At 50.4% G+C, this 26668-nt stretch carries 29 protein-coding genes and 1 riboswitch; of the genes, 13 read left to right on the top strand and 16 right to left on the bottom strand.

Annotation, left to right across the window (positions count from 1 at the left end; genetic code table 11):
- Positions 1–9: 9 nt before the first annotated feature.
- Complete coding sequence (gene yvcK, locus LVQ77_RS06595) at positions 10–918, bottom strand: uridine diphosphate-N-acetylglucosamine-binding protein YvcK (protein WP_232865096.1); 909 nt, start codon at positions 916–918, stop codon at positions 10–12.
- Between the two features lie 209 nt (positions 919–1127).
- Positions 1128–1259: riboswitch (molybdenum cofactor riboswitch) on the top strand.
- Between yvcK and moaA the strand changes: the two genes are divergently transcribed.
- The 6 genes from moaA (at position 1247) to LVQ77_RS06565 (ending at position 4774) form a co-directional block, all read left to right on the top strand.
- A complete protein-coding gene (gene moaA, locus LVQ77_RS06590; RefSeq protein ID WP_232904008.1) occupies positions 1247–2236 on the top strand; it encodes a GTP 3',8-cyclase MoaA in 990 nt (329 codons plus the stop codon). Its footprint overlaps the riboswitch before it by 13 nt.
- Positions 2237–2282: 46 nt before the next feature.
- Positions 2283–2795 carry a molybdenum cofactor biosynthesis protein B gene (moaB, locus tag LVQ77_RS06585; protein ID WP_232904007.1) on the top strand — a complete coding sequence of 171 codons (513 nt, stop codon included), beginning with the start codon at positions 2283–2285 and terminating at the stop codon, positions 2793–2795.
- Between the two features lie 3 nt (positions 2796–2798).
- Positions 2799–3284 (top strand): cyclic pyranopterin monophosphate synthase MoaC, encoded by a 486-nt coding sequence (moaC, locus tag LVQ77_RS06580; protein ID WP_232865093.1) that lies wholly within the window; start codon positions 2799–2801, stop codon positions 3282–3284.
- Positions 3277–3522, top strand: coding sequence for a molybdopterin synthase sulfur carrier subunit (gene moaD / locus LVQ77_RS06575; RefSeq protein ID WP_232865092.1), 246 nt, complete (start codon positions 3277–3279; stop codon positions 3520–3522). The genes moaC and moaD overlap by 8 nt, the downstream gene beginning before the upstream one ends.
- A 1-nt stretch (position 3523) precedes the next feature.
- Entirely contained in the window at positions 3524–3976 is a 453-nt protein-coding gene (gene moaE / locus LVQ77_RS06570) for a molybdopterin synthase catalytic subunit MoaE (RefSeq protein WP_151992805.1), read from the top strand.
- An 87-nt stretch (positions 3977–4063) separates the two neighbouring features.
- Positions 4064–4774 (top strand): Bax inhibitor-1/YccA family protein, encoded by a 711-nt coding sequence (locus LVQ77_RS06565; RefSeq protein ID WP_034456535.1) that lies wholly within the window; start codon positions 4064–4066, stop codon positions 4772–4774.
- Positions 4775–4825: 51 nt separating this feature from the next.
- Here LVQ77_RS06565 and LVQ77_RS06560 read toward each other — a convergent pair whose 3' ends face one another.
- Genes LVQ77_RS06560 through LVQ77_RS06550 form a run of 3 tightly spaced genes read right to left on the bottom strand, consistent with a single transcriptional unit; the run spans position 4826 to position 7793 of the window.
- Positions 4826–5794: a lysylphosphatidylglycerol synthase domain-containing protein gene (locus LVQ77_RS06560; RefSeq protein WP_064517228.1), complete on the bottom strand. Its 969-nt coding sequence runs from the start codon at positions 5792–5794 to the stop codon at positions 4826–4828.
- A complete protein-coding gene (gene clsB / locus LVQ77_RS06555) occupies positions 5794–7038 on the bottom strand; it encodes a cardiolipin synthase ClsB (RefSeq protein ID WP_232904006.1) in 1245 nt (414 codons plus the stop codon). Before clsB ends, LVQ77_RS06560 begins: the two co-directional genes overlap by 1 nt.
- Complete coding sequence (locus LVQ77_RS06550; RefSeq protein ID WP_232904005.1) at positions 7035–7793, bottom strand: endonuclease/exonuclease/phosphatase family protein; 759 nt, start codon at positions 7791–7793, stop codon at positions 7035–7037. The genes clsB and LVQ77_RS06550 overlap by 4 nt, the downstream gene beginning before the upstream one ends.
- A gap of 132 nt (positions 7794–7925) precedes the next feature.
- Between LVQ77_RS06550 and LVQ77_RS06545 the strand changes: the two genes are divergently transcribed.
- Complete coding sequence (locus LVQ77_RS06545) at positions 7926–8336, top strand: YbhQ family protein (RefSeq protein ID WP_232904004.1); 411 nt, start codon at positions 7926–7928, stop codon at positions 8334–8336.
- Here LVQ77_RS06545 and LVQ77_RS06540 read toward each other — a convergent pair.
- The 5 genes from LVQ77_RS06540 to cecR are packed head-to-tail and all read right to left on the bottom strand — an operon-like array spanning position 8298 to position 13964.
- Positions 8298–9404, bottom strand: a complete 1107-nt coding sequence (locus tag LVQ77_RS06540) for an ABC transporter permease (protein WP_232904003.1) — start codon at positions 9402–9404, stop codon at positions 8298–8300. The two genes, LVQ77_RS06545 and LVQ77_RS06540, sit on opposite strands and share 39 nt — an antisense overlap.
- Before the next feature lie 9 nt (positions 9405–9413).
- On the bottom strand, positions 9414–10553 hold the full coding sequence (locus LVQ77_RS06535) for an ABC transporter permease (RefSeq protein WP_232904002.1): 1140 nt from the start codon (positions 10551–10553) through the stop codon (positions 9414–9416).
- Complete coding sequence (locus tag LVQ77_RS06530; RefSeq protein ID WP_232904001.1) at positions 10540–12288, bottom strand: ATP-binding cassette domain-containing protein; 1749 nt, start codon at positions 12286–12288, stop codon at positions 10540–10542. The genes LVQ77_RS06535 and LVQ77_RS06530 overlap by 14 nt, the downstream gene beginning before the upstream one ends.
- Positions 12281–13267 carry a secretion protein HlyD gene (gene hlyD / locus LVQ77_RS06525; RefSeq protein WP_370639849.1) on the bottom strand — a complete coding sequence of 329 codons (987 nt, stop codon included), beginning with the start codon at positions 13265–13267 and terminating at the stop codon, positions 12281–12283. Before hlyD ends, LVQ77_RS06530 begins: the two co-directional genes overlap by 8 nt.
- 1 nt (position 13268) lies before the next feature.
- Positions 13269–13964, bottom strand: coding sequence for a transcriptional regulator CecR (gene cecR, locus LVQ77_RS06520; RefSeq protein ID WP_232865083.1), 696 nt, complete (start codon positions 13962–13964; stop codon positions 13269–13271).
- Between the two features lie 253 nt (positions 13965–14217).
- On the opposite strand from cecR, the gene rhlE reads away from it, so the two are divergent.
- Together rhlE and dusC are read left to right on the top strand one after the other, a co-directional pair.
- Complete coding sequence (gene rhlE, locus LVQ77_RS06515; protein ID WP_232865082.1) at positions 14218–15585, top strand: ATP-dependent RNA helicase RhlE; 1368 nt, start codon at positions 14218–14220, stop codon at positions 15583–15585.
- A gap of 68 nt (positions 15586–15653) precedes the next feature.
- Complete coding sequence (gene dusC / locus LVQ77_RS06510; protein ID WP_232865081.1) at positions 15654–16586, top strand: tRNA dihydrouridine(16) synthase DusC; 933 nt, start codon at positions 15654–15656, stop codon at positions 16584–16586.
- Between the two features lie 104 nt (positions 16587–16690).
- Here dusC and hpdC read toward each other — a convergent pair whose 3' ends face one another.
- The 3 genes from hpdC to LVQ77_RS06500 all read right to left on the bottom strand — a co-directional run bounded on the left by hpdC (position 16691) and on the right by LVQ77_RS06500 (position 18037).
- Positions 16691–16945, bottom strand: coding sequence for a 4-hydroxyphenylacetate decarboxylase small subunit (gene hpdC / locus LVQ77_RS22335; RefSeq protein ID WP_166671953.1), 255 nt, complete (start codon positions 16943–16945; stop codon positions 16691–16693).
- Between the two features lie 464 nt (positions 16946–17409).
- The gene (gene marB / locus LVQ77_RS06505; protein ID WP_232904000.1) at positions 17410–17619 is read right to left on the bottom strand and encodes a multiple antibiotic resistance regulatory protein MarB; all 210 of its coding nucleotides are present in this window, start codon (positions 17617–17619) and stop codon (positions 17410–17412) included.
- A gap of 22 nt (positions 17620–17641) precedes the next feature.
- Positions 17642–18037 carry a helix-turn-helix domain-containing protein gene (locus LVQ77_RS06500; protein WP_232865080.1) on the bottom strand — a complete coding sequence of 132 codons (396 nt, stop codon included), beginning with the start codon at positions 18035–18037 and terminating at the stop codon, positions 17642–17644.
- A 317-nt stretch (positions 18038–18354) separates the two neighbouring features.
- Here LVQ77_RS06500 and licT point away from each other — a divergent pair, with 317 nt between their 5' ends.
- From licT to LVQ77_RS06485, 3 genes are all read left to right on the top strand, one after another.
- Entirely contained in the window at positions 18355–19197 is an 843-nt protein-coding gene (gene licT / locus LVQ77_RS06495; protein ID WP_232865079.1) for a BglG family transcription antiterminator LicT, read from the top strand.
- Positions 19198–19341: 144 nt separating this feature from the next.
- Positions 19342–21189 carry a PTS beta-glucoside transporter subunit IIABC gene (gene bglF, locus LVQ77_RS06490; RefSeq protein WP_232903999.1) on the top strand — a complete coding sequence of 616 codons (1848 nt, stop codon included), beginning with the start codon at positions 19342–19344 and terminating at the stop codon, positions 21187–21189.
- A 10-nt stretch (positions 21190–21199) separates the two neighbouring features.
- The gene (locus tag LVQ77_RS06485; RefSeq protein ID WP_232865077.1) at positions 21200–22591 is read left to right on the top strand and encodes a glycoside hydrolase family 1 protein; all 1392 of its coding nucleotides are present in this window, start codon (positions 21200–21202) and stop codon (positions 22589–22591) included.
- Positions 22592–22648: 57 nt separating this feature from the next.
- Here LVQ77_RS06485 and LVQ77_RS06480 read toward each other — a convergent pair whose 3' ends face one another.
- From LVQ77_RS06480 to LVQ77_RS06465, 4 genes are all read right to left on the bottom strand, one after another.
- Positions 22649–23563, bottom strand: a complete 915-nt coding sequence (locus LVQ77_RS06480; protein ID WP_232903998.1) for a LysR family transcriptional regulator — start codon at positions 23561–23563, stop codon at positions 22649–22651.
- A 120-nt stretch (positions 23564–23683) separates the two neighbouring features.
- The gene (yohP, locus tag LVQ77_RS06475; protein ID WP_072009412.1) at positions 23684–23767 is read right to left on the bottom strand and encodes a small membrane protein YohP; all 84 of its coding nucleotides are present in this window, start codon (positions 23765–23767) and stop codon (positions 23684–23686) included.
- Between the two features lie 106 nt (positions 23768–23873).
- Positions 23874–24611, bottom strand: coding sequence for a class I SAM-dependent methyltransferase (locus tag LVQ77_RS06470; RefSeq protein WP_232903997.1), 738 nt, complete (start codon positions 24609–24611; stop codon positions 23874–23876).
- 130 nt (positions 24612–24741) lie between these two features.
- Positions 24742–25890 (bottom strand): MFS transporter, encoded by a 1149-nt coding sequence (locus LVQ77_RS06465; RefSeq protein WP_232904217.1) that lies wholly within the window; start codon positions 25888–25890, stop codon positions 24742–24744.
- Positions 25891–26132: 242 nt separating this feature from the next.
- Here LVQ77_RS06465 and LVQ77_RS06460 point away from each other — a divergent pair, with 242 nt between their 5' ends.
- Positions 26133–26597, top strand: coding sequence for a winged helix-turn-helix transcriptional regulator (locus LVQ77_RS06460; RefSeq protein ID WP_232903996.1), 465 nt, complete (start codon positions 26133–26135; stop codon positions 26595–26597).
- Positions 26598–26668 lie beyond the last annotated feature (71 nt).

Genomic DNA, 26668 nt, shown 5'->3' with positions numbered 1-26668 from the left:
GGCGTTGTCTTATCCGAGTTGTTGAATCGCTTTTTCCAATGCCTGGCGTAGTAGATGCCGGTCGTGGCGATAACGAATATCAACTGCTTCCAGTGGCTCCTGAATGACTACACGGTCGGTAATTTCAGAAACGTCGGTCTGCGGGCCAACCACCACCGCATCAACAATACGTTTCCCGATGCGCTGTTCCATGATGTCCAGTGTCTGCCCAAGCGACAGGCTGGCGGCGGCGGTACTTAATTCTTTACCCAGATTGCCGATAAACACTACTGGAGCTGGAGTCCTGCGCAATGCTTGATCCATATCTTCCAGCAAAAGTATCGGCATTAAGCTTGTGTAAAAACTACCGGGCCCAATCAGAATAAGGTCTGCTTCAGAGATAGCCTGAACAGCTTCGCGGGTAGCATGCGCTTTTGGGTACAGCGATAGCTCCTGGGGCGGTGAAGAAAGCTGGTCAATATTTACTTCACCGTAAATAAAATGGCCATCTGCGTCTGTTGCCATCAAATCCACGGGGTGCTCAGACATCGGGATTAGAAATGCATCCACTTTTAGCAGGTTACGAATTAAATTGATGGCTTCTAAAGGCCTCACGCTCAGGTGATCCAATGCCTTTAACATCAAGTTTCCGAGGTTATGCCCGGAAAGTTCGCCATTACCGCCAAAACGGTACTCAAACATAGCAGAAGCAACGCTTTGTTCAGTAATTAACTGATTTAAACAGTTGCGCATATCGCCCCAGGCAATGCCTCCCTCAGAGCGCCTGATACGACCTGTCGAACCACCATTATCGGTTGTGGTAACAATGCCGGTTAAGCGTGAACCAAGAGAGGATAGGGATGACATAACCCTGCCCAGACCGTGCCCACCGCCAAGGGCGACCACCCGGTCTAAATCCGCAAACGTACGATTGCGCATAACTATTCCTTATGACGAACTATCGAAATAAGGTAGCGCAAAAGAGTACAGAATACGATTCAGGCTCAAGGGTTAATGATGTATATCAAAGCAAAAGTTCACTTTTCGCGTAGTCTGTGGCGAAATTGAACGATTAGTTCGTTATATATAGATTTATATAGCGAAAGCTGTTATGGCAGTTAACGCCGTCACGCGCTACTATCGCTTATCGCTCTAAAACACACTAAGCCTCTGGACCTAAGTCGAAAGATACGGTGCTTTGGCCGTGACCTTGAGTCACCAGGGTGCAGAAAGAAATGACTGCATCTCCCGTATTTGGAAGGTGTACATGGCTACTCAACTTACCGATGCATTCGCTCGTAAGTTTTTTTACCTGCGTCTGTCTATTACCGACGTTTGCAATTTCCGTTGCAACTATTGCCTGCCGGATGGCTACAAGCCTCATGGCGTGGCAAACAAAAGTTTCCTCAACGTCGATGAAATTCGCCGTGTAACGCGCGCTTTTGCCGCCCTGGGTACTGAAAAAGTACGCCTGACAGGTGGTGAACCCTCTTTGCGTAAAGACTTCACTGACATTATCGCCGCTGTGCGTGAAAACCCTGGTATTCGCCAGATTGCCGTGACAACTAACGGCTATCGTCTTGCACGTGATATCCAGCAGTGGCGCGATGCAGGGCTCACCGCAGTGAATGTCAGTGTCGATAGCCTCGATGCTCGCCAATTCCATGCTATTACCGGGCAGGATAAATTCCGCCAGGTGATGGATGGCATTGATGCCGCTTTTGCCACAGGTTTTGAACGTGTAAAAGTGAACACAGTGCTGATGCGCGACGTAAACCACCACGAACTCGATACCTTCCTTGCGTGGATCAAACCCCGTCCAATCCAGCTACGCTTTATCGAGCTGATGGAAACCGGCGACGGCGGCGATTTGTTCCGCAAACACCACATTTCTGGCAAAACCATTCGCGACCAACTTCTGGCTCGCGGCTGGGTTCACCAGCTTCGCAGCCGCAGCGACGGCCCGGCGCAGGTCTTTTGCCACCCGGATTATCAAGGCGAAATTGGCCTGATCATGCCGTATGAAAAAGATTTCTGTGCCAGCTGCAACCGCCTGCGCGTGTCGTCTGTCGGCAACCTGCATCTGTGTTTGTTTGGTGAACAGGGCATTTCCCTGCGTGACCTGTTAGCTGATGACGGGCAAATCGACGAGCTTGAGGCGCGCATTGCTGAAGCCTTAACGCACAAAAAACAGACCCATTTCCTGCATGACGGTGATACCGGTATCACTCAAAACCTGTCTTATATCGGCGGCTAAAACCCGCTGGACCCCAATAATTTTGGGTATAAAAAGGAAGATAACAATGAGCCAGATAAGTAGCGAATTTGTCCCGGTAAATATTGCCATTCTGACCGTCTCAAGCCGCCGTGGCGAAGAAGACGACACCTCCGGCCATTATCTGCGTGAAGCTGCAACTGACGCGGGCCACCACATTGTTGCCAAAGCGATTGTGAAAGAAAACCGCTACGCAATTCGTGCCCACGTTTCCCAATGGATTGCTGATGATGAAGTTCAGGTGGTGTTGATTAACGGTGGCACCGGTTTTACCGATGGCGACCAGACCCCGGAAGCGCTTCTGCCGCTGTTTGACCGTGAAATTGAAGGTTTTGGTGAAGTGTTCCGCATGCTCTCTTTTGAAGAAATCGGCACTTCAACGCTGCAATCTCGCACCCTTGCAGGAATGGCAAACCGGACATTGATTTTTGCCATGCCGGGTTCCACCAAAGCATGTCATACCGCGTGGGAAAATATCATTCAGCCCCAGCTCGATGCCCGCGTGCGCCCTTGTAATTTCCACCCACATCTCAAGAAATAAACTATGTCGCAACTGACTCATATTAATGCGCAAGGCGAAGCGCACATGGTTGATGTTTCCGCCAAGGCAGAAACCGTGCGCGAGGCGCGTGCGGAAGCGTTTATCACCATGGAAGCTGCAACGCTCGCCATGATTATTGAAGGCAGCCACCACAAAGGTGATGTATTTGCCACAGCGCGTATTGCCGGGATTCAGGCTGCGAAGCGCACCTGGGATTTGATTCCGCTCTGCCACCCGCTAATGCTTAGCAAAGTCGAAGTCAATTTAGCCGCTGAGCCTGAACATAACCGCGTGCGTATTGAATCTGTATGCCGTTTGACGGGCAAAACGGGTGTTGAAATGGAAGCACTGACCGCAGCATCTGTCGCCGCGTTAACCATCTACGATATGTGCAAAGCAGTGCAAAAAGACATGGTGATTGGCCCGGTGCGTTTGCTGGCAAAAAGTGGCGGTAAGTCTGGCGACTTTAAGGTTGAGAGCAATGATTAAAGTTCTGTTTTTTGCCCAGGTGCGTGAATTGGTCGATTGTGACCAACTGCAACTAGACGCCACTTTTAGCGATGTTGAACAGCTGCGAGAGAACCTTGCAACCAAAAGCGATCGTTGGGCGCTGGCATTAGAGTCCGGGAAATTACTGGCTGCCGTGAACCAGACGCTGGTGAGTTTCGACCATCCACTTACCGACGGTGATGAAGTTGCTTTCTTCCCACCGGTTACCGGAGGCTGAAATGGAGAACACCCGAATCCGCGTAAGCCATGAAAACTTCAACGTGGGTGATGAGTACCAGTGGCTCGCGCAGTGCGATGAAGACGGTGCGGTGGTGACCTTTACTGGCAAAGTGCGTAATCACAATCTTGGCGATAGCGTCAGCGCTTTAACGCTCGAACACTATCCCGGCATGACCGAAAAAGCGCTGGCGGAAATTATCGAAGAAGCGCGTAATCGCTGGCCGCTCCAACGTGTCAGTGTGATTCACCGTATTGGTGAGCTATGGCCGGGTGATGAAATCGTTTTTGTCGGGGTCACCGGCGCGCACCGTAGTTCGGCATTCGAGTCTGCGCAATTCATTATGGATTATCTGAAAACGCGTGCGCCGTTCTGGAAGCGCGAAGCCACTGCTGAAGGCGACCGTTGGGTCGAATCACGCGAAAGTGATAAGCAGGCGGCCAAACGCTGGTAACAGGCACCTTCGCGCAGTTGTGTTAATCTTAAAGTACAGGCTATCAAGCCTGAAATTCGGTCAACGTAATTCACTTAAGGAAGCATCATGGATCGATTCCCACGTTCCAATGACACCATCGTGCAGCAGGCCCGTACCGGCTTGCAGGCATATATGGCACAAGTTTATGGCTGGATGACCTGCGGCCTGTTACTGACGGCATTTGTCGCCTGGTATGCGGCGAATACGCCAGCAGTAATGGAGTTCGTTTTTTCCAGTAAAATCACTTTCTTCGGGCTTATCATCGTTCAGTTGGGTTTAGTATTTGTGCTCTCGGGCATGGTGCATAAGCTCAGCGCAGGTATGGCAACCAGCTTGTTTATGCTCTATTCGGCATTAACGGGTCTGACGCTTTCCAGCATTTTTATCGTCTACACCTACTCGTCTATCGCCAGCACCTTCGTCGTTGCAGGCGGCATGTTCGGGGCCATGAGCCTGTACGGTTACACCACCAAGCGTGATCTCAGCGGTTTTGGCAATATGCTGTTTATGGCGCTGATCGGTATTGTGTTGGCTTCACTGGTGAACATGTGGCTGAAAAGCACGGCGCTGATGTGGGCTGTAACATATATCGGCGTGATTGTGTTTGTGGGTCTGACGGCTTATGACACCCAGAAGCTGAAAAACATCGGTGAGCAAATTGATACCCGTGATACGCAAACTATGCGCAAATATTCAATTCTTGGCGCATTGACCCTGTATCTCGACTTCATCAACTTGTTCTTGATGTTGTTGCGTATTTTCGGCAATCGCCGTTAATTTCGATGATTATGTAGGGTGGATTAGCGTTAGCGACATCCACCCTAATTCTTACGAACTCTCCTGAATATTCTTCTCGTTCTTCACGCGCATCTTCTTCGCCCGACTCTCAAGCCCTAAATAGCAAACAATCGCCAGCAGCAGAGGAGCGATAAAATAGAGCATTCGATAGGCGAGCAGGGCGGCAATAATAGTGCCGTTGCTAACATGCTCTCCTGCCAGTAGCGCGATAAACACCGCCTCTAGCACGCCGATTCCGGCAGGAATGTGCACAATCACCCCGGCAATACTGCTGACCAAAAGCACGCCTAACACGAAGAAGTAATTCACATCCTGACCCAGCAACAGCCAGATAATCGCGCCCATAACCATCCAGTTGGCGCCTGAAATTGCCAATTGCAACAGAGCAAACTTAAACGATGGCAGCACCAGACGCTGGCCTTTTATCGTCATATGGCGATGTTTAGCAAAGGCGCAGAACCACAAATACACCGCGATAATTGCCAGCAGAACGGCACCTAAAATCCGTAATGTCGTCTCATCGATGTACCAGTGCTCCGGTAGTTGCACCACGCCGACGGTAAAAATCATGCCGGCCAGCAGAATATAACCGAGCCAGTTAGTCGAAATACTTAACGAAAAAATACGCGTAATAGTGGCACTGGGCAGGCCAAGCCGTGAATAGAGCCGGTAGCGCATGCCAATTCCGCCAACCCAGGTACTCAGCGTTAAGTTAAAGGCATAACAGATAAATGACACTAACATCACCTGGCGCTTTGCCAGTTTGTGTCCGCAATACGACCGCGCCAGTAAATCGTAACAGCCGTAGATCAGGTAGCTCAAAATGACCAGACCGACTGCGCTAAACAGGGCCAGACGGTTATAGTTACGGATAACCTTCCAGACCTCCTCCCAGTCAACCTTCGTTGCATACACCGTCAGCAGCACGATAACGGCGATGAAAAACAGCCAGGTGAGTATCTTCTTCGCTTTGCGCCATTTTGGATGCGAGTGCGACATCAGTATTTCACCCCTGGATTATCTGTCTCAACCCGATCCTGCGTTTCCATATGTGGCTGCGCGGGTGGCATCACTTGCGCAAGTTTTGGCGTATGCGCAGGTAACCAGCCGACCATCGCCGGGAAGTGGCGCAAGAAGTGGAATGCCAGCACGCTCTTACCCAAATTCCACCAGGTGCGTTTTGGCAGCATCGATTCGACAACCGGGTGGCAATCTTTGGCAATCAACCCGGTTAGATTGCCACGCAGCGTGTCATTGAATGTGCGGTCGTGAATAATCAAATTCGCTTCAAGATTTAGCGACAAACTCAACGGGTCAAGATTGCTGGAGCCGACCGTTGCCCAATGGTCATCCATGATAGCGACTTTGCCGTGTAGTGGGCGGCGGTGATATTCATAGATTTTCACTCCGGAACGCACTAAGTAGTTGTACAGCAGGCGTGCACCGACTTTGACAATCGGCATGTCAGGCTCGCCTTGCACAATCAATTTCACCGATACGCCACGGCGAGATGCAGTACGCATTGCATGGAGCAGCCGGTAGCCGGGGAAGAAATAGGCGTTGGCAATAATCACTTCACGCTTCGCTTTGCTGAGCATTTTCAGGTAATAACGCTCGATATCATCGCGGTGCTGATTGTTATCTCGCCAGACAAACAATGCTTGTGCTTCACCGGGCGTCAGGTTTTCTTGCGCTGGGTTACGGCGGCGTCGCCACCAGTGGCGTTTATCGTCGTGACCGGGCAGGTTAGAAATCACGTACTGGTAAATATCATCCACCACCGGCCCTTCAACTTTGACCGAGTAATCTTGTTTCGCCTCCGGGCCGTAATCACTCATCTGTTCAGCGGAATAGTTAATACCGCCGACAAACGCCACCGTGCCGTCGACCACCACAATTTTGCGATGCATACGGCGGAACAAATTAGTACGCATACCAAATACCAGCGGGCGCGGATCGTAATATCGGAACATCACTCCTGCGGTAGTAAGTTGGCTGACAAAATCATCGCTTAAATCTGGTGAACCGTAGCCATCAAGCAGAACTTCTACGCTCACGCCGCGACGGGCAGCATTAAGCAAAACTTCATGTAATTGCTTTCCAACATCATCTTCAAACCAGATGAATGTCTCGAGAATCACTTTGCTGCGGGCATGTTCTATGGCTTTAAATACAGCCGGGAAAAACTGGTCACCGTTTTCGAGTAATGTAATTCGGTTCCCGTCACGCCAGTTATTTTTCATAAATGAATCTCCACGGCTAATGGCGCATGGTCGGAGAGATGCCGCCACTGCCGCAATGGCAGCGCCGTTGGTGCACTCGCGGACGCATTTTTTACATAAATTCTATCGAGGCGAAGCAGCGGAAAACGAGCAGGGAAGGTGCGTGCCGGACGGCCGGTTGCACGGGTAAATACCTCATCCAATCCAGTTTGCTTTAATTGCCGGTTAGCGCGTTGCTGCCAGTCGTTAAAGTCGCCAGCCACAATTACTGGCTCGCCTTCTGGCAGTTCATTAACCAGTTGGCAGAGCATATTGAGCTGAGCCTGGCGGTGAGCGTCATGCAAACCGAGATGCACACAAATGACATGCGCACGAATATTGGCACCCGGTAGATTTATCTGGCAGTGCAGCATGCCGCGTTTTTCGTGGCCTTCTACCGAGATATCGCGATTTTCATACTGGCTGATAGGGAAGCGAGATAACACGGCATTGCCGTGATGGCCTTCGGGATAAACCGCGTTGCGGCCGTAGGCAAAATCGCTCCACATTGTATCGGCGAGATATTCGTAGTGGCTGGTATCCGGCCAGTTATCAACATGCAGTGAGTGTGCTTCGTGAGCACCCATCACCTCCTGCAAACAGACAATGTCAGCAGAAACCGCACGTACTGCATCACGCAACTCAGGCAAAATGAAACGCCGGTTGAGTGCGGTGAAGCCCTTGTGTGTATTAATTGTGAGCACTTTAAAAGATAGGTGCTGAGCCTTATTACTCATGCTTCTCCCGGCATTGTTAACATCCTGATGAAAATAAAGTGTAGTCTCTGTCACAAATAGGTGCCGGGTTACGGAATTTTCCGCATACTGCGGTACTCTGAATGACAGGAAATAGCGGCCAGGAGAGAAATAATGAAATGGCAACAACGTGTACAAGTGACAACAGGCCTAAGCTGCTGGCAGATAATGCTGCATCTTTCTGTGCTTTGTTTACTGCTCGTTGGCTGGAAAACTGCCTCCCTCATACCGGTCGGGATTGGCTTATGTTTGCTGTATGCAGCAACAGTAATTTTAATGTTCGCCCTCCAGCGTGTACGCACCGGGCGGTTACGTGACATTGGTGATTTTCTTGAAGAGCTGACTACCACCTGGTATTTCGGCAATGCGATGATCGTGCTGTGGCTGTTGTCACGCGTGGTCGAAAACAAATTCCTGCTGGCAGGCGCAGGCCTGGCAATGATTGCCGGGCCGATTATTTATTCACTGCTGGTTAAAGATAAGGCATCAGGCGATTTTGCGCCGAAACATCCAATACGCCGCTGAACCCGTTGTGGCTGCTATCACCAATAGTGGCCACACACTTCCCCACACAATGTCAAAACTCGCGTTCTTCAAATAAATCTGCTTAGTGATATCGGTGAAATGCCGTATCGGATTTACCCATGTTAGGTTTTGCAGCCACACTGGCATATTCTCGACAGGCGACACATAACCCGACAGCAAAATCGCCGGCATCATAAAGACAAATACCCCGATAAACGCCTGCTGTTGTGTTGAACATAGCGATGAGATCAGCAAACCAAACCCCACCAACGACAAGCCATAAATCAGCATCGTGAAGTAAAACAGCAGCAGCGAGCCGGAAAATGGAATGTGATAACCCCATATCCCAACACCCAGCACGATGGTTGCCTGGCCAATCGCCACAATTTGCGCAGGCACTGCCTTGCCTACAAATATCTGCCAGGTCGCCAGTGGGGAAACCAGCAGTTGGTCGAGCGTGCCTTGTTCACGTTCGCGAGCCACGGAAAGCGAGGTAACAATCATCACGCCGATGGTAGTGATCATCGCAATCAGCGAAGGCACCACGAACCATTTGTAATCCAGATTTGGGTTGTACCAGTTGCGAACCACCAGTTCGCTGTTATTCGGTTTTGGCTGCCCGGAGACCAGTTCCTGTTGGTAATTCTTGACGATCTGTTGCAGGTAATTTGCCGCAATCTGTGCGCTATTGGAGTTACGCCCATCGAGAATAATTTGCAGTTTTGCCGGTTGCTGGCTGGCAATATCGCGTGAAAACTCTGCCGGGAAGCGAATCAGCAGCAAGGCTTTTTGGTTGTCGATAGTCGACTGGATCTCCTGCGGGCTTTTTAGCAACAACACATGGCTAAACGCTTTAGCGCGCGCAAAACGCTGAGTCAATTCAACCGAGTGGCTGCCGTTATCTTCGTTATAAATCGCGATAGTAGCGTTAGTGACTTCAAGCGTGGCGGCAAACGGGAACAGTACGACCTGCAATACCACAGGCAAAATCAAGATCGCCCGCGTTTGCGGTTCGCGCAGTAGGGATTGCAGCTCTTTACGTATTAATGTCCATAACCGATAAATCATCGCTTTCCCCTAATCAAGACGGCGCTTGGTTTTAAGTGCCGTCAGGCCGATAAACATCACCGCCGAGGCAATCAAAAACAGTGTGTTGATAATCAAAACGGTCGAAATATTCCCCGCCAAAAACAGGCTTTGCAGCGTACTGACGAAATAGCGCGCCGGAATGATATAGGTCACCGCGCGGATAATCGCTGGCATGCTGTCAATCTGGAAGATAAAGCCCGACAGCATAATCGACGGTAGAAACGCGGCGTTTAACGCCACCTGGGCTGCATTAAACTGGTTGCGGGTGATTGTCGAAATTAACAGCCCCATGCCAAGCGTGCTGAGTAAAAACAGGCTGGTGATAAAGAACAGAATCAGCAGCGAACCGCGATAAGGCACGCCAAGAATAAACACCGACACCAACATGCATAGCAGCATCGCCAGCATACCCAGTACGTAATAAGGCAGCAGTTTGCACAGCAGCAACTCGGTGCGCGTCACCTGAGTTGAGAGCAACGCTTCCATAGTGCCGCGTTCCCATTCGCGCGCCACCACCAGCGAGGTCAGGATCGCGCCAATCACCGTCATGATGATGGTAATGGCTCCAGGAATAATAAAATGTTGGCTAATGGCTGCCGGGTTAAACCAATAACGTAGTTGCACATCAATTAACGGCTCAAACTTCTCGCCCCGATCTTCCGCTCGCTGTTGCTGCCAGATTTGCCAGATACCCTCCATGTAACCCTGCACAAAGTTGGCGGTGTTCGGCTCGCTACCGTCGGTAATCACCTGCACCGGGGCGGTGGCTCCAGCTCGCGCCATGTTCTGCGCAAAATCAGTAGGGATAACCACCAGCCCGCGAATTTTCCCTGCCTGCATCAGTTGAATCAGATGCTGGCGGTTATCGCTGATGGTGGGGTCGATATAGGGTGAGGCTGTAATGGTATGGGCGAAATCCAGTGCTTCCTCACTTTGCTGCTCCAGCAAAACCCCGACGCGCAGGCGGCTGGAGTCGAGATTGATGCCGTAGCCAAAAATAAACAGCAACAACAGTGGGATAACCACCGCAATCAGCCAACTGCTTGGGTCGCGCACGATCTGGCGTGTTTCTTTCACGCACAGAGCGCGTACGCGCCGCCAGGAAACGGCTTGATTATGCTCGCGCATTTTCGTGCTCCTTATCCCACTGATGGATAAGCGTAATAAATGCCTGCTCCATCGTTGGGTCAGTTTGCTCGTCGTCGGCTGCTTGTTCTTTCAGGTCATCCGGTGTGCCGCTGGCTATTAACTTACCGCGATAAACCAGCCCGATGCGGTCACAGTATTCGGCTTCATCCATAAAGTGCGTGGTCACCATAACGGTCACGCCTTTCTCCACCATGCTATTGATATGCAGCCAGAACTCACGGCGGGTGATCGGGTCAACACCCGAGGTAGGTTCATCAAGAAACAAAATATCTGGCTCATGCATCAGCGAACAGGCCAGCGCCAGGCGCTGCTTAAAGCCCAGGGGTAACGCATCTGTTGAGCTGTTCATGATGGGTTTTAGGCTGAAAGCTTCACTCATTCGGTTAATTTTTTCCTCCTGAGCGTTGCCGCGCAGACCATACACACCGGAGAAAAATCGCAGGTTTTGTTCCACGGTAAGGTTGCCGTATAACGAAAATTTCTGTGCCATATAGCCAAGATGCTGGCGAGCTTTTCCAGAGCTGGTTTTCAAGTCCATATCCAGCACCAGTGCTTTGCCAGACGTTGGCACCAGCAGGCCGCACATCATTTTAAAAGTGGTGGATTTCCCGGCACCGTTTGGCCCTAACAGGCCAAAAATTTCCCCACGCTGGACGGTAAAATCAACGTTATCCGTGGCAGCAAAATCACCGAATTTTTTGGTGAGCGATTCGGCTTTGATTACAGTTTCCCCCGGCTTCCCTTCCACGGTATGCAGAATTTTCCCCAGCGGAGATTCGTGGGTTGCCGCACCACCTAGCAGGTCGATAAACGCATCTTCAAAGCGTGGCTCGGTTTGTGAAATATTTTCTGGTGGCACATTCAGTGCCTGGGTGAGTTCTTCAACGGAGGCGTCTTTGGCGAGTATCAGGCGCACCGACCGGCCCTGAATCACGCCATCGCTGACCTGCGGCAATTTCAGCGCATGTTGCAGCAACTTGCGGTTGTTCTCGTCACTATGAGTGACCAGCAGCGAGCGCCCAGCCATTTGCTGCGTCAGTTCTTTAGGGGCACCGTGATACAACAGCTCGCCTTCGTTCATCAGTAGCACGTCGCGGCACTGTTCTGCTTCGTCGAGGTATGATGTACTCCAGAGAATCAGCATGCCGTCGCCTGCCAGTTCATGCACCATTTGCCACAATTCGCGGCGAGAAATCGGGTCGACGCCAACGCCGGGTTCATCGAGCAGCAACACTTTTGGCTGGCCGACCAGCGTGCAGGCGAGGCCGAGTTTTTGTTTCATCCCGCCGGAGAGCTTCCCGGCAAGGCGAGTGGTAAACGGGCCGAGCGCGGTAAATTCCAGCAGCCGCTTAAAGGTTTTTTCGCGTTCCTCCCCGGTTACACCACGTAAATCGGCGTACAGCGTCAGGTTTTCCATCACGGTTAAATCTTCATACAGGCCAAACTTTTGCGGCATGTATCCCAGAACCGCATGTAACGCACGGTCATCTTCTATAGGATCGAGCCCGATTACGCTGGCATTCCCTTCGCTTGGTTTTAACAGCCCCGCCAGCATGCGCATCAGCGTGGTTTTCCCTGCACCATCCGGGCCGACGAGACCTGTCACTGAACCGGTATGAATCTCGCACTCAAGGCGTGCCACCGCTGGTTTTTCCTGGCCTGGGAACTGCTTCATTAGCCCTTGCAGGCGAATGATACCGTCCTGGCTACTCATGCGCTTTCTCGTCATTGAATTTCACGGTGACCGGCATTCCCTGGCGCAGCGCGTCGTCGGCATCGGTTACGATAATTCGCAGGCGATAAACCAGGTCGGTGCGTAAATCAGGTGTTTCAACAGTTTTCGGAGTGAATTCAGCCGTTGGGGAGACAAAGCCAATCTTTCCGTGATAAGGCTTATCCGGGCGACCATCGGTGTAAACCAGCAGTTCAGTGCCTGGTTTTGCCTGATTCAGACTCACCTCGTTGACGTAAGCTCGCACCCAAACCGGGCGGGTGAGGGAGAGGGTTAACACGGTGCTTCCGGCGTTCAACATGGTGCCAGGTTCAACCGCGCGGGTCAGCAGCGTACCGTCAGATGGCGCGATCAGCGTGGTGTCTTGCAAGTCCAGTTGCGCCTGAGCAAGCTGCGCTTTCGCCTGTTGCAGGCTGGCTTGCGCCTGGGCAATTTCCTGCGGGCGGTTACCGGTGCGGTACTGGCTTAACTTATCGCGTGCGGCTTTCAGCGTCGCTTTCGCCTGGTCACTCGATGAACGGGCATTTTCCAGTTCGTTGGCAGAAATAACCCGGCGCGCCCATAAACCTTGCTGGCGCTGATAAAAGTTCTGTGCGTAATCAAAAGCGGCCTGTGCCTGGTTTACCTGTGCTGCGGCCTGAGCGATTTCTTCGTCACGGTAACCGGCGATGATCAAATCAAATTTTGCCTGCGCTGCTGCGACATTCGCCTGCGCTTGCAGCAATGAGTTTTGATAAGGCCCTTGATCCAACTCGCCCAGCGTTTCCCCGGCTTTGATTGCATCACCTTCGTCAACCTGCAGGGCCGCAAGTCGCCCGCCAACGCGAAAGCTCAAATTAACGGTGCGAATATCCACGTTTCCATAAAGAGTCAGGCCTTGGTCTTGCTGGCTTTTGTACCAGTACCAACCGCCAAGCCCCGCCGCGATAAGCGCCACCAGCGCCACAATAATTATTGGCATTTTACTTTTCATTGCTGGCATTTCCTCGTTCCATTGATAACCCCTGCAAAATGAAATCGATATGGCTGCGTACCACATCGCTGATTTGTTTCACGTTCTCTTTATCAAACGTCGGCCACCCAGCGCGCAGCAGAATGGTTTCGCGCCCGAGGCGAAACGCCAGAACCTGCCCGAGTAGCGCGTGAGTGTGCAAAATGGTGGCGGTATCATCAGGGCTGCGCCCGGTGTAGCGCCCAACCAGCGTGGTGAGATGGGTGTGCATCGGTGCAATCACCTGCTCGTGAATCAGTTGATAAGCCGGGGTCGGTGAGAGCTGCTCGCGGGAGATAAACTTGCTTAGATTGAGCGTTTCATCGGCGGTCAGCAGGATGATCATATGCTCGCAAGCGGTATGAATAAGTTCGCGAATCTGCGGTTTATCGGGCTGCTGCTGGCTAAGGATCGCCTCGGCGCGTTCGACATGAGGCTTGAAATTTTGCGTGATAAAGTCGGCTATCCATTGCGCAGACGCCATATACAGCTCTTCTTTTGAGCCAAAATAGTAAGTGATAGCGGCAATGTTTTGCCCGGCAAGAGCCGCGATATCACGAGTCGTGGCGTGTAAACCGTATTCGCCAAATTGGGCAATGGCGGCGGTAATCAGCGTGTTTTTGGCCTGCTCGCCACGGGAGGTGACAGGCGTCGGTGTGGCATTCATACCGACCTCTTAAAAAAGTTAATCAATCGATTGACTAAGAGTAGGCTCCCGATTCAGTCGTGTCCAGTTGCAAACATTTATCTTGTGGATGCATGCAAAAATAGAATTTGTGCGCAAAGTCACAAAAGCTGCTACACTGCGCGGCTTACGGCACCGTGGTTTGTGCCCCTCTCTCGCGCCAGAATGACTGGCGTCATATGAACCCCTGGAAACTACACCGCACCTCGCGGTCAGGGCGATTCTGGAGTTCCAAATGTCTTTTGATTCTCTCGGCCTGAACGCCGATATTCTGCGTGCAGTGGAAGAGCAGGGCTATCGTGAGCCTACCCCTATTCAACGCCAGGCGATTCCGGTTGTTTTATCCGGCCGTGACCTGATGGCCAGTGCCCAAACCGGCACCGGTAAAACCGCTGGCTTTACCTTGCCGCTCTTGCAGCGCCTGGTAGACAAACAGCCTCATGCCAAAGGTCGTCGTCCGGTTCGTGCGCTCATCCTGACGCCAACTCGTGAGCTTGCCGCTCAGATTGGCGAAAACGTGAGTGACTACAGCAAGTATTTAGATATCCGTTCGCTGGTGGTTTTCGGTGGCGTGAGCATTAACCCGCAGATGATGAAACTGCGTAGCGGTGTCGATGTGCTGGTGGCAACACCTGGCCGTCTGTTAGATCTGGAACACCAGAACGCCGTGAAACTCGATCAGGTCGAAATCCTGGTGCTGGATGAAGCTGACCGCATGCTGGACATGGGTTTTATCCACGATATCCGTCGTGTGCTGGCTAAATTGCCTGCGCGTCGTCAGAACTTGCTGTTCTCCGCAACCTTCTCTGATGAGATTAAAGGCCTCGCTGAAAAGCTGCTGCATAATCCGGAAGAAGTTTCTGTTGCGCGTCGTAACACCGCATCCGAGCAAGTCACTCAGTACGTTCATTTCGTCGATAAGAAACGTAAAAGAGAACTGCTGTCACAGATGATTGGTGAAGGTAACTGGCAGCAAGTGCTGGTGTTTACCCGTACCAAACACGGTGCGAACCACCTGGCAGAACAGCTGGGTAAAGACGGTATTACCGCAGCGGCGATTCACGGTAACAAGAGCCAGGGTGCGCGTACTCGCGCATTGGCTGATTTCAAAAACGGTGGTATTCGTGTGCTGGTGGCAACAGACATCGCCGCGCGTGGTCTTGATATCGAAGAACTGCCGCACGTTGTGAACTACGAACTGCCAAACGTTCCGGAAGATTACGTACACCGTATTGGCCGTACAGGCCGTGCGGCGGCAACTGGTCAAGCGCTGTCACTGGTTTGTGTTGATGAACACAAACTGCTGCGTGACATCGAACGTGTGCTTAAACGTGAAGTGCCGCGTATGGCGCTGCCAGGTTACGAAGTTGACCCATCAATTCCTGCTGAGCCGATTGTTAATGGTCGTCAACAGCAGCGTGGTGGCGGTCGTGGTAATGGCGGCGGTCAGGGCCAGGGCCAACGTCGTGGTGGCAATGGTGGCGCATCTTCTGAGCGCAGCAATGCACCGCGTCGTCCATCTCGCCCACAAGGTGATGGTGCTGCGAAACCGGCTGGTGCGAACGCTCGTCGTCGTCCGGCGCGTAAGCCTGCATCCGCATAATTAATTAGGCTTTGCCAACTCAAATAGAGGCGCTAACATAGCGCCTCTTTTTTTACCGGAAAAACGCTATGCGTGTACTGCTTGCGCCAATGGAAGGGGTTCTCGACTCGTTGGTTCGTGAACTGCTGACAGAGGTCAATGACTACGACTTGTGTATCACCGAATTCTTGCGCGTGGTCGACCAGCTTTTACCGGCAAAATCCTTCCATAAACTTTGCCCCGAACTGCATCAGGCGAGCCGTACATCATCCGGTACGTTAGTCCGAATTCAACTCCTGGGGCAACATCCGCAATGGCTGGCTGAAAACGCTGCGCGCGCGGTGGAGCTAGGTTCCTGGGGTGTTGATCTTAACTGCGGCTGCCCATCTAAACTGGTGAATGGTAGCGGCGGCGGTGCCACACTGCTCAAAGATCCCGATCTGATTTACCGCGGCGCGAAAGCGATGCGTGAAGCCGTGCCTGCGCACTTACCCGTAACCGTTAAAATTCGACTCGGTTGGGACAGTGATGCGCGGCAGTTTGAAATTGCTGATGCGGTGCAGCAGGCAGGCGCCACTGAACTTGTCGTTCACGGGCGTACCAAAGAAGACGGCTATAAAGCCGAGCGCATTAACTGGGCTGCGATTGGTGAAATCCGCAAACGGTTATCGATCCCGGTGATTGCCAACGGTGAAATCTGGGATTGGCAAAGTGCGCAGGATTGTATGGCGGCAACGGGCTGTGATGCAGTGATGATCGGCCGTGGCGCGTTGAACATCCCCAATCTCAGCCGCGTGATTAAATACAACGAGCCGCGTATGCCATGGCCGGATGTAGTAAAACTTCTGCAAAAATATAGCCAGCTCGAAAAGCAGGGCGATACCGGTATGTATCACGTTGCGCGCATCAAGCAGTGGCTGGGGTATTTGCGTAAAGAATATGTTGAAGCGACGGATGTTTTTGCTGAAATTCGCACATTGAAAACATCGAAAGATATTGCATCATCTATTCAACGGCTTTGATTTGTATTTGAAGTATCCAGCATAATTGTGACTAGCATTGCAGACCCTGGAAAACGAAATGTTTATGGCATTAACGCTTTGGTGTCATCACCAGAATTAATCGGCTAATAAGGTTTAAAGGCATTGCATTGTTCGGCATGGGTGTCGGCATCGACTATGCTCAGTTTTGTTAGACCTGAGCATAGTGCGGGTACTGTTGCATCACAAAAATGGTAGCAATGTCTACAGCACAATCTCTCGCTGAAGTTTCTGCAACGCGGATCGTTATTCATGATGATATTTCCGCTTAGTTGGCATTGACCTTTTGTTCCATCAATCGGGCAAAAGTGATTGCAGTGGGTATGGTTAAGCTTGCTCATGGTTAATACCTTTATTTGCAATGAATTTGCCATGCAGCAATATAATCAAGGTCATACAGCATGAAATTTCCTATAGCCTGGGAGAGTTGGTTAGCTCTTAATGATGAATATAAATTAAGGGTTTTCATAATCAATAATTCCGCATATTAAAAACGGAATTATCCCGGTGCATAAAACTAATACGTTCGGCAATGAAACCTTCTGTAATAACATTGAAATTGCGAATGACTCCATACTGCACACCCATCAACAATAATATTCTGTTACCGGTTAATATAGTTCACACCAACGCCAAAGGGTTCGGGTAAGTCATAACCTTTAACTCGCGTATTACCACCACAAATAGGTAAAAATTCAGCGGATTTATTTGTAGAGAGTGAGTTGTAAAAAAAAGTACAGGGAGAGAAATCTTACCCCAGGGATTAATACTAAACATGCTGGGTTTTTCTTTATCAATGAAAGTATTAAATAATGTTGTCATTATAATAAGGTGAAGAGAGTGATTCTGATTTATCACTATAATTATGGAGCGCATTGATATCGTAAGGATCATCAGTATGCGGGATGATCATTTCTCCCTCGTTACTTTGGGGGGCGTTAAAGTTATTAGGTTGTTCTGCCAGAATATTATTTGATGTCAGAAGAAGAATGACAAATAAAACAAAATTTTTCATAACCCCTCGTTTTATCTACCGCTTAAGCGATGGAATGCATTGAATGTGGTATGCGGAGGAAATACATTTCCTCTGCGCGTTCTACGTGCGCAACACGGTATCTGTGCGGTGGTACGGAAAAAAAGTTTTTGAAGGCGCGCGTGAGAGACTGTTGTGATTCAAACCCATAAAGATAGGCTAAATGGATAATTGACCCATCGTTTTGTTTGAGTCTGCGGGCTATCTCCGTCAGTTTACGGTTGCGGATGTATTGGCCTAATGAATAGCCAGTCTCTTTTTTAAACATCCTTTGCAAGTGCCACTTCGAATAGCCTGAACGATCTGAAACCCTTTCAATTGACATTGAAGCTTCCAGGTTCTCTTCTATCCAATCCAAAATGCAATCAATTGTCATTGCATCGTTGTTTCGTCTGGACATCACTACAACTCCAGTCAAGCTAAAAATCGGTTTTCAATTTGATTAGCTGGCTTCTAATTTGATAATAATATTATTACCACGCTAACCATTTGTCAATGTTATGAATGCTCTGACGAAAACAAAGCTTAAGATCTGATATACCGTGTTCCTACAGGGAGGCATTAAGCCGCGATCTTCGTCACGATTTTCAACACATTCATTTGAGTGATATTTCGAAGCTGATAGAGTGTCCCAGTTGGATTGTTACTGCTGCGGCAGGCAAAACCTGATTTTCTGGCTCCTGCCGGATGTCAGGTTTTTTTGTTTCTGGGGTACTGATGAAAATCGCCAAAATACTCAATAACAATGTAGTGGTGATTCTTGACGAACACGGACGTGAACAAGTGGTTATGGGGCGTGGCCTTGGCTTTCAGAAGCATATTGGCGACACCCTGGAAAACGACAAGATCGAGAAAGTGTTTGCCCTGAAAAGTGATGAGCTGGTAGCGCGTTTAGGTGAGCTGTTGAGCCAAATCCCGCTGGAAGTGATGACTACCTGCGATCGTATTATCGAGCTTTCTCGCCAGAAGTTGGGGAAGTTACAAGATAGTCTCTACATCACGTTGACCGACCACTGCCATTTTGCCATCGAGCGGCAAAAGAAGGGGGTGGCAATCCGTAACGTGCTGCTTTGGGAAATTAAGCGCCTTTACCCTAAAGAGTTTCTGCTGGGTCAGGAAGCCGTAGAGCTGATTGGAAAACGGCTTAATGTGCAGCTCGCTGAAGACGAGGCCGGGTTTATCGCGCTGCATCTGGTCACCGCGCAGTTAAACAGCGAAATGCCGGAAGTGATGCATGTTACCCGGGTGATGCAGGAGATTTTGCAAATCGTAAAGTACCAGCTACGGTTTGAGTATGATGAAGATAGTTTGAGTTATCAGCGCTTTGTTACCCATCTTAAGTTTTTCGCCCAGCGGATGCTAAGTCGTAATGTGGTGGCAGATGATGACTTAACGCTCCATGCGGCGGTGAAAGATAATTATCCCCACGCATGGCGCTGTGCTGAAAAAATTAGTCGTCATTTGGTGAGTGAATACCAGCGTGAACTGACGACGGAAGAGATTATGTTTCTCGCTATTCACATTGAGCGAGTGCGTAAAGAGAGTCTTAAAGCTTCATAAATGCGCGTCGTAAGACGTGTGATAAAAACGGATTGTTACTGCTGCGGCAGGCAAAACCTGAGCACTGGCTTCCCTTCACGGGAGGCTGGTCTCAGGTTTTTTTTTACTCAAGACACACATGCCGAAAGGTGGAAGGAAAGCATTATGGGATATCAAGAGGTTGCCAGAGACATTCTGACCCATGTTGGTGGGCGCGAGAATATAGCAAGCCTGGTGCATTGCGCTACACGGCTGCGTTTTAAGTTAAAAGACCCGAAAAAAGCCGCAGCGGAGACGCTCAAAAAAAATCCGGGCGTCATTATGGTGGTGGAAAGCGGCGGTCAATTCCAGGTGGTGATTGGTAACCACGTCCATGATGTTTACAACGCCGTTTGTGCCGAAGCGGGGATTACGGAAGATACGGCCCAACAAGAACAGGAATCAGGTGAAAAAGTCAGTCTGCTCAGCCGATTGATTGATATTGTCTCGGCAGTTTTCACCCCTTTTATTGGTGTGATGGCGGCCTCGGGTATTCTCAAAGGCTTACTGGCTATGGCGGTGGTGTTCGGCTGGCTGGCGACCGATAGCGGTACTTACAAGCTATGGTTTGCGGCAAGTGACGCACTGTTTTATTTCTTCCCGCTGGTGCTCGGTTATACGGCAGGCAAGAAATTTGGTGGAAATCCATTTATTACCATGGCTATTGGTGGAGCGTTAACCCACCCGGTGGTGATGCAGGCATTAGATGCGGGCGCTGCGACTGAATATTTCCTCGGCATACCCATTACTTTTATTAACTACAGCTCATCGGTTATCCCCATTATTTTTGCTGCATGGGTAAGTTGTTGGGTGGAAAAGCAGGGCAATAAGTTGCTGCCTTCTGCGGTGCGTAATTTCTTTACCCCACTGTTTTGCCTCGCGATTACCGTACCGTTGACTTTCCTTTTGATTGGCCCGGCGGCAACCTGGCTTAGCCAGATGCTGGCGCATGGATATCAGGCGATTTACACCTTTGCACCCTGGCTTGCAGGTGCCGTGATGGGTGCTATCTGGCAGGTGTGCGTTATCTTCGGCCTGCACTGGGGCATGGTGCCGCTGATGATTAACAATTTATCGGTATTTGGGCACGACACACTGTTGCCACTGCTGCTTCCGGCGATTATGGGGCAGGTTGGTGCCTGTCTCGGTGTCTTCCTACGAACTCGTGATACACGCTTGAAAATGCTGGCAGGGTCGGCGGTGAGTGCCGGGATCTTTGGTATCACTGAACCCGCCGTTTATGGCGTCACATTACCGAATCGTCGTCCGTTTATTTTCGGATGTATAGCAGGGGCGTTTGGTGGTGCCATCGTGGGGTTCAGCCACAGTAACGTTTATTCATTTGGCTTTGCCAATATCTTCACCATCGCGCAAATGATTCCGCCAGGCGGTATTGATGCCAGCGTGTGGGGCGCGGTAATTGGGATGGTTCTGGCTTTGGTACTGGCTTGCGCGCTGACCTATATCGCGGGATTACCTCGCAGCGAAGCCACAGAGAATGTCGCGACGAACACGAGTGAAAACGACATTCTTGCACCAATGAGCGGCACCGTTCTGGCGATGGATCAGGTCCCTGATTCCACATTCGCCAGTGGTTTGCTCGGTGAGGGGGCGGCAATCATTCCACTCACTGGCAAGGTTATCGCACCTTTCTATGGCGAAGTAGCCTCGTTATTCCAGACACGCCATGCCATTGGTTTACTTAGCAATAGCGGCATTGAAGTACTCATTCACATCGGTATTGATACAGTAAAACTGAATGGTCAGCACTTCACGACCCATGTGAAGGTGGGGGACAAAATTAAGCCAGGTGACCTGCTCATTGAATTCGACAGGCAGGCCATCCTGGATGCTGGATACGACCTGGCGACGCCGGTGATTATCAGCAATAGCGATGAATACACAGCAGTGACACGTATGACTAATAGCCATTCCATTGATTCGGGCATGCCGTTCCTGACGGTTCAACATTAAGGAGAAGTAGATGAAAGCATTTCCTGAGAAGTTTCTGTGGGGCGGCGCGATTGCCGCAAATCAGGTAGAAGGCGCGTGGCAGGAAGACGGAAAGGGGATTTCTACGTCCGACGTTCAGCCGCATGGCGTATTTGGTGATGTCGCCGAACGCAAACCAGGTGATTTTGGCATTAAAGACGTCGCCATTGATTTCTACCACCGCTATCCAGAGGATATCGCGCTGTTTGCAGAAATGGGCTTTAGCTGCCTGCGCGTCTCAATTGCCTGGACGCGTATTTTCCCGCAAGGGGACGAAACTCAGCCAAATGAAGTGGGCCTTGCCTATTACGACCGTTTGTTTGATGAATTGGCGAAACATAACATCACGCCAATGGTGACGCTGTCCCACTACGAAATGCCGTGGGGACTGGTGAAAAATTATGGCGGTTGGGGCAATCGTGAAGTCATCACATTCTTTGAGCGTTACGCCCGCACCGTGTTCACGCGATATAAAAACAAAGTGAAACTGTGGCTGACCTTTAACGAAATCAACATGTCGCTGCATGCGCCAATGACGGGTGTTGGGCTAAGTGAGAGCAGCAGCAAAGCAGAAATTTATCAGGCGATTCACCATCAGCTGGTCGCCAGTGCGTTGGCCGTGAAAGTCTGCCACGAAATCATTCCCGATGCGCGTATCGGTAACATGCTGCTTGGTGGCCTGGTTTATCCGCTCAGCTGTAAGCCAGAAGACGTGCTGGAAACCATGCAGGAAAACCGTAACTGGTTGTTCTTTGGTGATGTGCAGTGTCGGGGCGAGTACCCGGGCTATATGCTGCGTTACTTCCGCGACAATGGCATTAAGCTTGAGATCTCAGATAGCGACCGCGAAGCGCTGAAAACCACAATCGACTTTATTTCGTTCAGCTATTACATGACGGGTTGCGTCACTTCTGATGAAGCTCTGAATGAGAAGGCGCGTGGCAATATCCTCAATATGGTGCCAAACCCGCACCTGCCGAGTTCTGAGTGGGGCTGGCAGATTGACCCAGTAGGCCTGCGTATTTTGCTCAACAAGCTGTGGGATCGTTATCAGAAACCACTGTTTATTGTTGAAAACGGTCTTGGTGCTAAAGACAAGCTCGAAGCCGATGGCACAGTGCATGACGACTACCGCATTAGCTACCTCAACGACCATCTGGTGCAGGTGCGCGAAGCGATTGAAGATGGTGTTGAAGTGCTGGGCTACACCTGCTGGGGGCCAATTGACCTGGTGAGCGCATCGAAAGCTGAGTTATCTAAGCGCTACGGCTTTATCTATGTCGATCGCGACGACCAGGGCAACGGTACCCTTGAGCGCCGCCGTAAGAAAAGCTTCAACTGGTATAAAGAAGTGATTGCCAGCAATGGGGCGAGTCTGAAGTAGGCCGGATAAGCTTGCGCCATCCGACATTTGGCGGATGGCATTTTATTTTAAATAAGCTTAACCCACCAGGCGCTTAATAAACCCTCGAACCCACATTAGCGCCGCGTCACTGTTATGGCGCTGATGCCACAGCAATGCCACATCAAACGGGGCCATCTCCAGCGGAACAGGGCTGCTGCGTAATCCCCATGTTTTCTGCCAACTCTCACAAAGCCCCTGCGGCACGGTCGCAAGCACAGGCATCATGCTTAATAAACCCGGTAAAGCGGAGAAATGCGGCGTGGTGTAGCTAATCTCACGTTTTAGACCCTGCCTGGCTAACAATGTGTCGATGTGGCTACTGGAGGCCTCACGGTAGCTCACCAGGACATGTTGCTGCGCGGCATACGTCTCAGCGCTAAGCGGTGCCTCAAGCTTTAGCTGTGTGGGATTCCAGAGAGTGACAAACTCCATTGCACTCAACTGTTCACGCTCCATCCAGCGCGCTGACTGATTCGCCACGCTGATGATCATATCCAGTTCGCCACCTTCCAGACGCTGCGCATCAGTGAAAGGATCGCTTGCCACTACGTTAAGGCGCACGCCAGGGGCATGTTCACACAACGCGGGAACCAGTTGCGGCATCAGCCACATCTCTACCCAATCGTTCATGCCGATGGTAACTGTTGCTTTCGCATGCGCAGGGTTGAACTCCGCCTGTTGGAACAGTGCGCTCTGCAATTGCTCAAGCAGCGGCATCAGTTCGCCATGCAGTTCTGACGCCCGTGCGGTAGGCTGCATACGATGCCCGCTACGAATAAACAGTGGGTCGTCAAACATCTCACGTAGACGAGCGAGCGAGCCGCTCACCGCAGGTTGTCCCAGATGCAGCTTATCAGCCGCCAGCGAGACGCTTTGTTCGCGAAATAAAACCGCAAAGGCAATCAGCAGGTTGAGGTCAATTTTGCGAAAATCACTTTCTTTGATAGTCATTATTTCTCCAATCAATTGGAGTGATAATAATGCTTCGCCACCAGGGTTCGCAAGTGTAGGGGATTTAAATCGAAGGAAGAGATAAGCAAAGGGGTGCCACCATGGTGGCACCCGCAGATATCAGAAAATCATTTTAAACACGCCAGTCACGACCAGTAAGCCAATAATAAAGATAATCAAAACTGCCCATAGAATAATTTTCATCAATGCTTCCTATTTTATGACTAGTGTTTAAAGAGTATAGGCAAGGATGGAAAACGCGGGGGGAGTGACCTCCCCTTGGGCAGAAAATGAGAATAGTTGAAGGCAATTAGATAAGTGGTTTACGCGCCGCCAGCAGGAAAATCATCGGGCGTTCTTTTTCTTCATCAAGCGCTGGGTTTTGCGCGATTTGCTCGACACTCGGGCCCCACTCATCAAGTTTCTCGATGACAAACCCACTAGCAATGAGTGCGTTTATCCAGCTTGAAAGCTTGCGATGCTGCTTTTTAACACCGTCGGCAAACCAGTTACTGATGCGCTCGCCCTCTTGCTGATAGTGATTCACTGGCCAGGATTTTTGCCCGGATTGGTCAGATAGCCAACCCTGCTGTAGCGGTGCGGTATAAATCGGATGTTCTGCAGAGAACACCAGCATGCCGCCAGGTACCAGCGTCTGATAAAGCGTGGCAAAAAGGGCAGGAATATTTTCCAGATAATGCAGCGCCAGCGAGCTGTAAAACAGATCAACGCTTTGTGGCTCAAGCTGCAATTGCTCGAGATCTTCACGGCGAAAAACAATATCTTCGCCAGTTGTCATCTCCCGAGCCTTCTCCAGCATTTTTACTGAGACATCCAGCCCTAGTACATTTGCTGCACCCTGGTCATGTGCGTAACGGCAAAACCAGCCGTAACCGCAGCCTAAATCTACTACTGTTTTTCCCTGTAGCGCAGGAAGTAGCTTTTGCATGCTTGGCCATTCAGGTGCGCCATCCAACCCTTTAATCGAGCGGTCTAGCGTGGCGTATCCTTCAAAAAATGCGGGGTTATCGTAGATATTTTGTGTCATTGCAACTCCTGTTCGCAAAGCCGTAATTGGCAGGCTATCAGTAGGTAGAAATCTGCGTTGCTGAGCTGATAGTGAGACATTGAACTGCTCAAAGTATACCTTTAGAAAAGCCATGCCTCTGGCTGTAATCTCATTTTTTCTGTAACCATAACCAGAAAAGCAAAGCTGCCGCACTGATTCCTGCACCCAACGCGCATACTGCGTACCAACCCCAAAGTGAGTAAAACTGGGTTGAGGCTATGGCGCCCAGTGCGCTGCCCAAAGAATAAAAGCACATATAGGCCCCGACCAGGCTGCTGTGTGCATTAGGTCTTGCGGAAAATATAAGGCTCTGGTTTGTCACGTGTACCGCTTGTACGGCGAAATCCAGCACTATGACACCAACAATTAGTAACAGGAGGGATCTTTCGGCGAATGCAATGGGTAACCAGGAAAGCAGCAATAAGGTCAGTGATAACCCCGTAGTACGTTGTCCCATGCCCCGATCGGCCCACTTCCCGGCTTTTGACGCAGCTAATGCCCCAGCAATACCTGCCAGGCCAAACATACCTATTTGAGTATGTGAGAGCGATTGCGCGCTTAGCGGTAATACCATAGATGTCCACAATACGCTGAAAGCGGCAAAAATAAGCAGGGCAAATATCCCTCTGGCTCTTAGCGTTGGTTCAGTTATAAAAAGCATAAATACTGACTTTATCAACACCCAATAAGAACTCTTAACCCGTGGCTGTGGCAAGGAGGGGATTGCTTTGTAAAGTACGCCAGCCATCATCAGCATGAGGCAGGCAGAGCTCAAATACACGGCACGCCACCCCGCAAGGTCGGCAATGACACCTGATGTAAAACGAGCCAGGAGAATGCCCAGTACCACGCCACTTGTCACAGCACCGACGGCTTTTCCTCTCTGATGTGCTGCCGCCAGCGAAGCCGTATAGACCACCACTATCTGAACGACCACTGCCATTAGTCCGACAAAAACCATCGCCCCCAGAAATGTTGCCCAGTTTTGAGAGAAACCAGCAATGAACAATGCTGTCGCTAAAAGCACCATCTGGGTAATGACGAGATATTTACGATTAACGATATCGCCAAGGGGAACGATAAAAAGTAGGCCAGCCCCATATCCGACCTGAGTCATTGTCACAACCATACCTATCGCAGCTGACTGTACGCTGAAGCTTTTTGCCATAGATTCGAGGAGAGGCTGCGCAAAATAAACATTCGCGACGGCAAGCGCAGACGTCAATGAAAAGAGAAGTGTTAGAGCTGGTGTTAACAAAGGAGCAGCCTGCGCGTGGTTTTGACTATTATTTTCTGTTTTAGAAACAGTACTGCCGGCTGTTATTTCTGTTTTAACGACTGATACGACTGGTTTCATATTCATAACTCGTTTCCAGTGACATTGTGGTTGCTTTTAGCAACCAGATTATTTGTTTTTATCAGTGGTGGTTTTATTTTGCAACCAGTTTGTTATGCGATTATGCTCTCGAAATATAAGTACGCGATTAAAAGGAAGCTCAAATGGCTAAACAGGAATCACTCACAGGCAGCGAATGCCCTGTCGCAAGGACTTTAGAGGCGATTGGCGAGCGATGGTGTTTGATGATAATTCGCGAGGCATTTGACGATGTTCGCCGGTTCAGCGAGTTTCAGAAAAACCTGGGTCTGGCAAAAAATATTCTGGCTGCGCGGTTGAAGCAGTTGGTCGAACTTGGGGTGCTTGAGATACGTCCAGCTTCAGACGGTAGTGCCTATAAAGAATATGTGCTTACAGAATGCGGACGTTCCGTCTTTCCTATCGTTGTTGCTATGCGCCAGTGGGGCGAGCGCTACATGTTCGAAAAAGGAGAGACGCACTCTGTGTTGCTGGATAACGAGCTTGAACAAACCATTTTGCCACTAGAAGTGCGTTCCGCTCGGGGGAAAAAACTCGAGCCCGGAGACTGCCACAGACGCCTGGTGGTCAAAACCGAAGACAGCGCCTAAAGGAGATGTAGTAACTATAATTATATTTATCATGGTAATAATAATTACTGTAAATCAATTTCAAATTGTAT

The organism is Buttiauxella cochleicola, assembly GCF_021282435.1.
Taxonomy (GTDB): Bacteria; Pseudomonadota; Gammaproteobacteria; order Enterobacterales; family Enterobacteriaceae; genus Buttiauxella; species Buttiauxella massiliensis.
The sequence above is the reverse complement of the archived record's forward strand: the minus strand, read 5'-3'. Positions and strand labels throughout refer to the sequence as shown.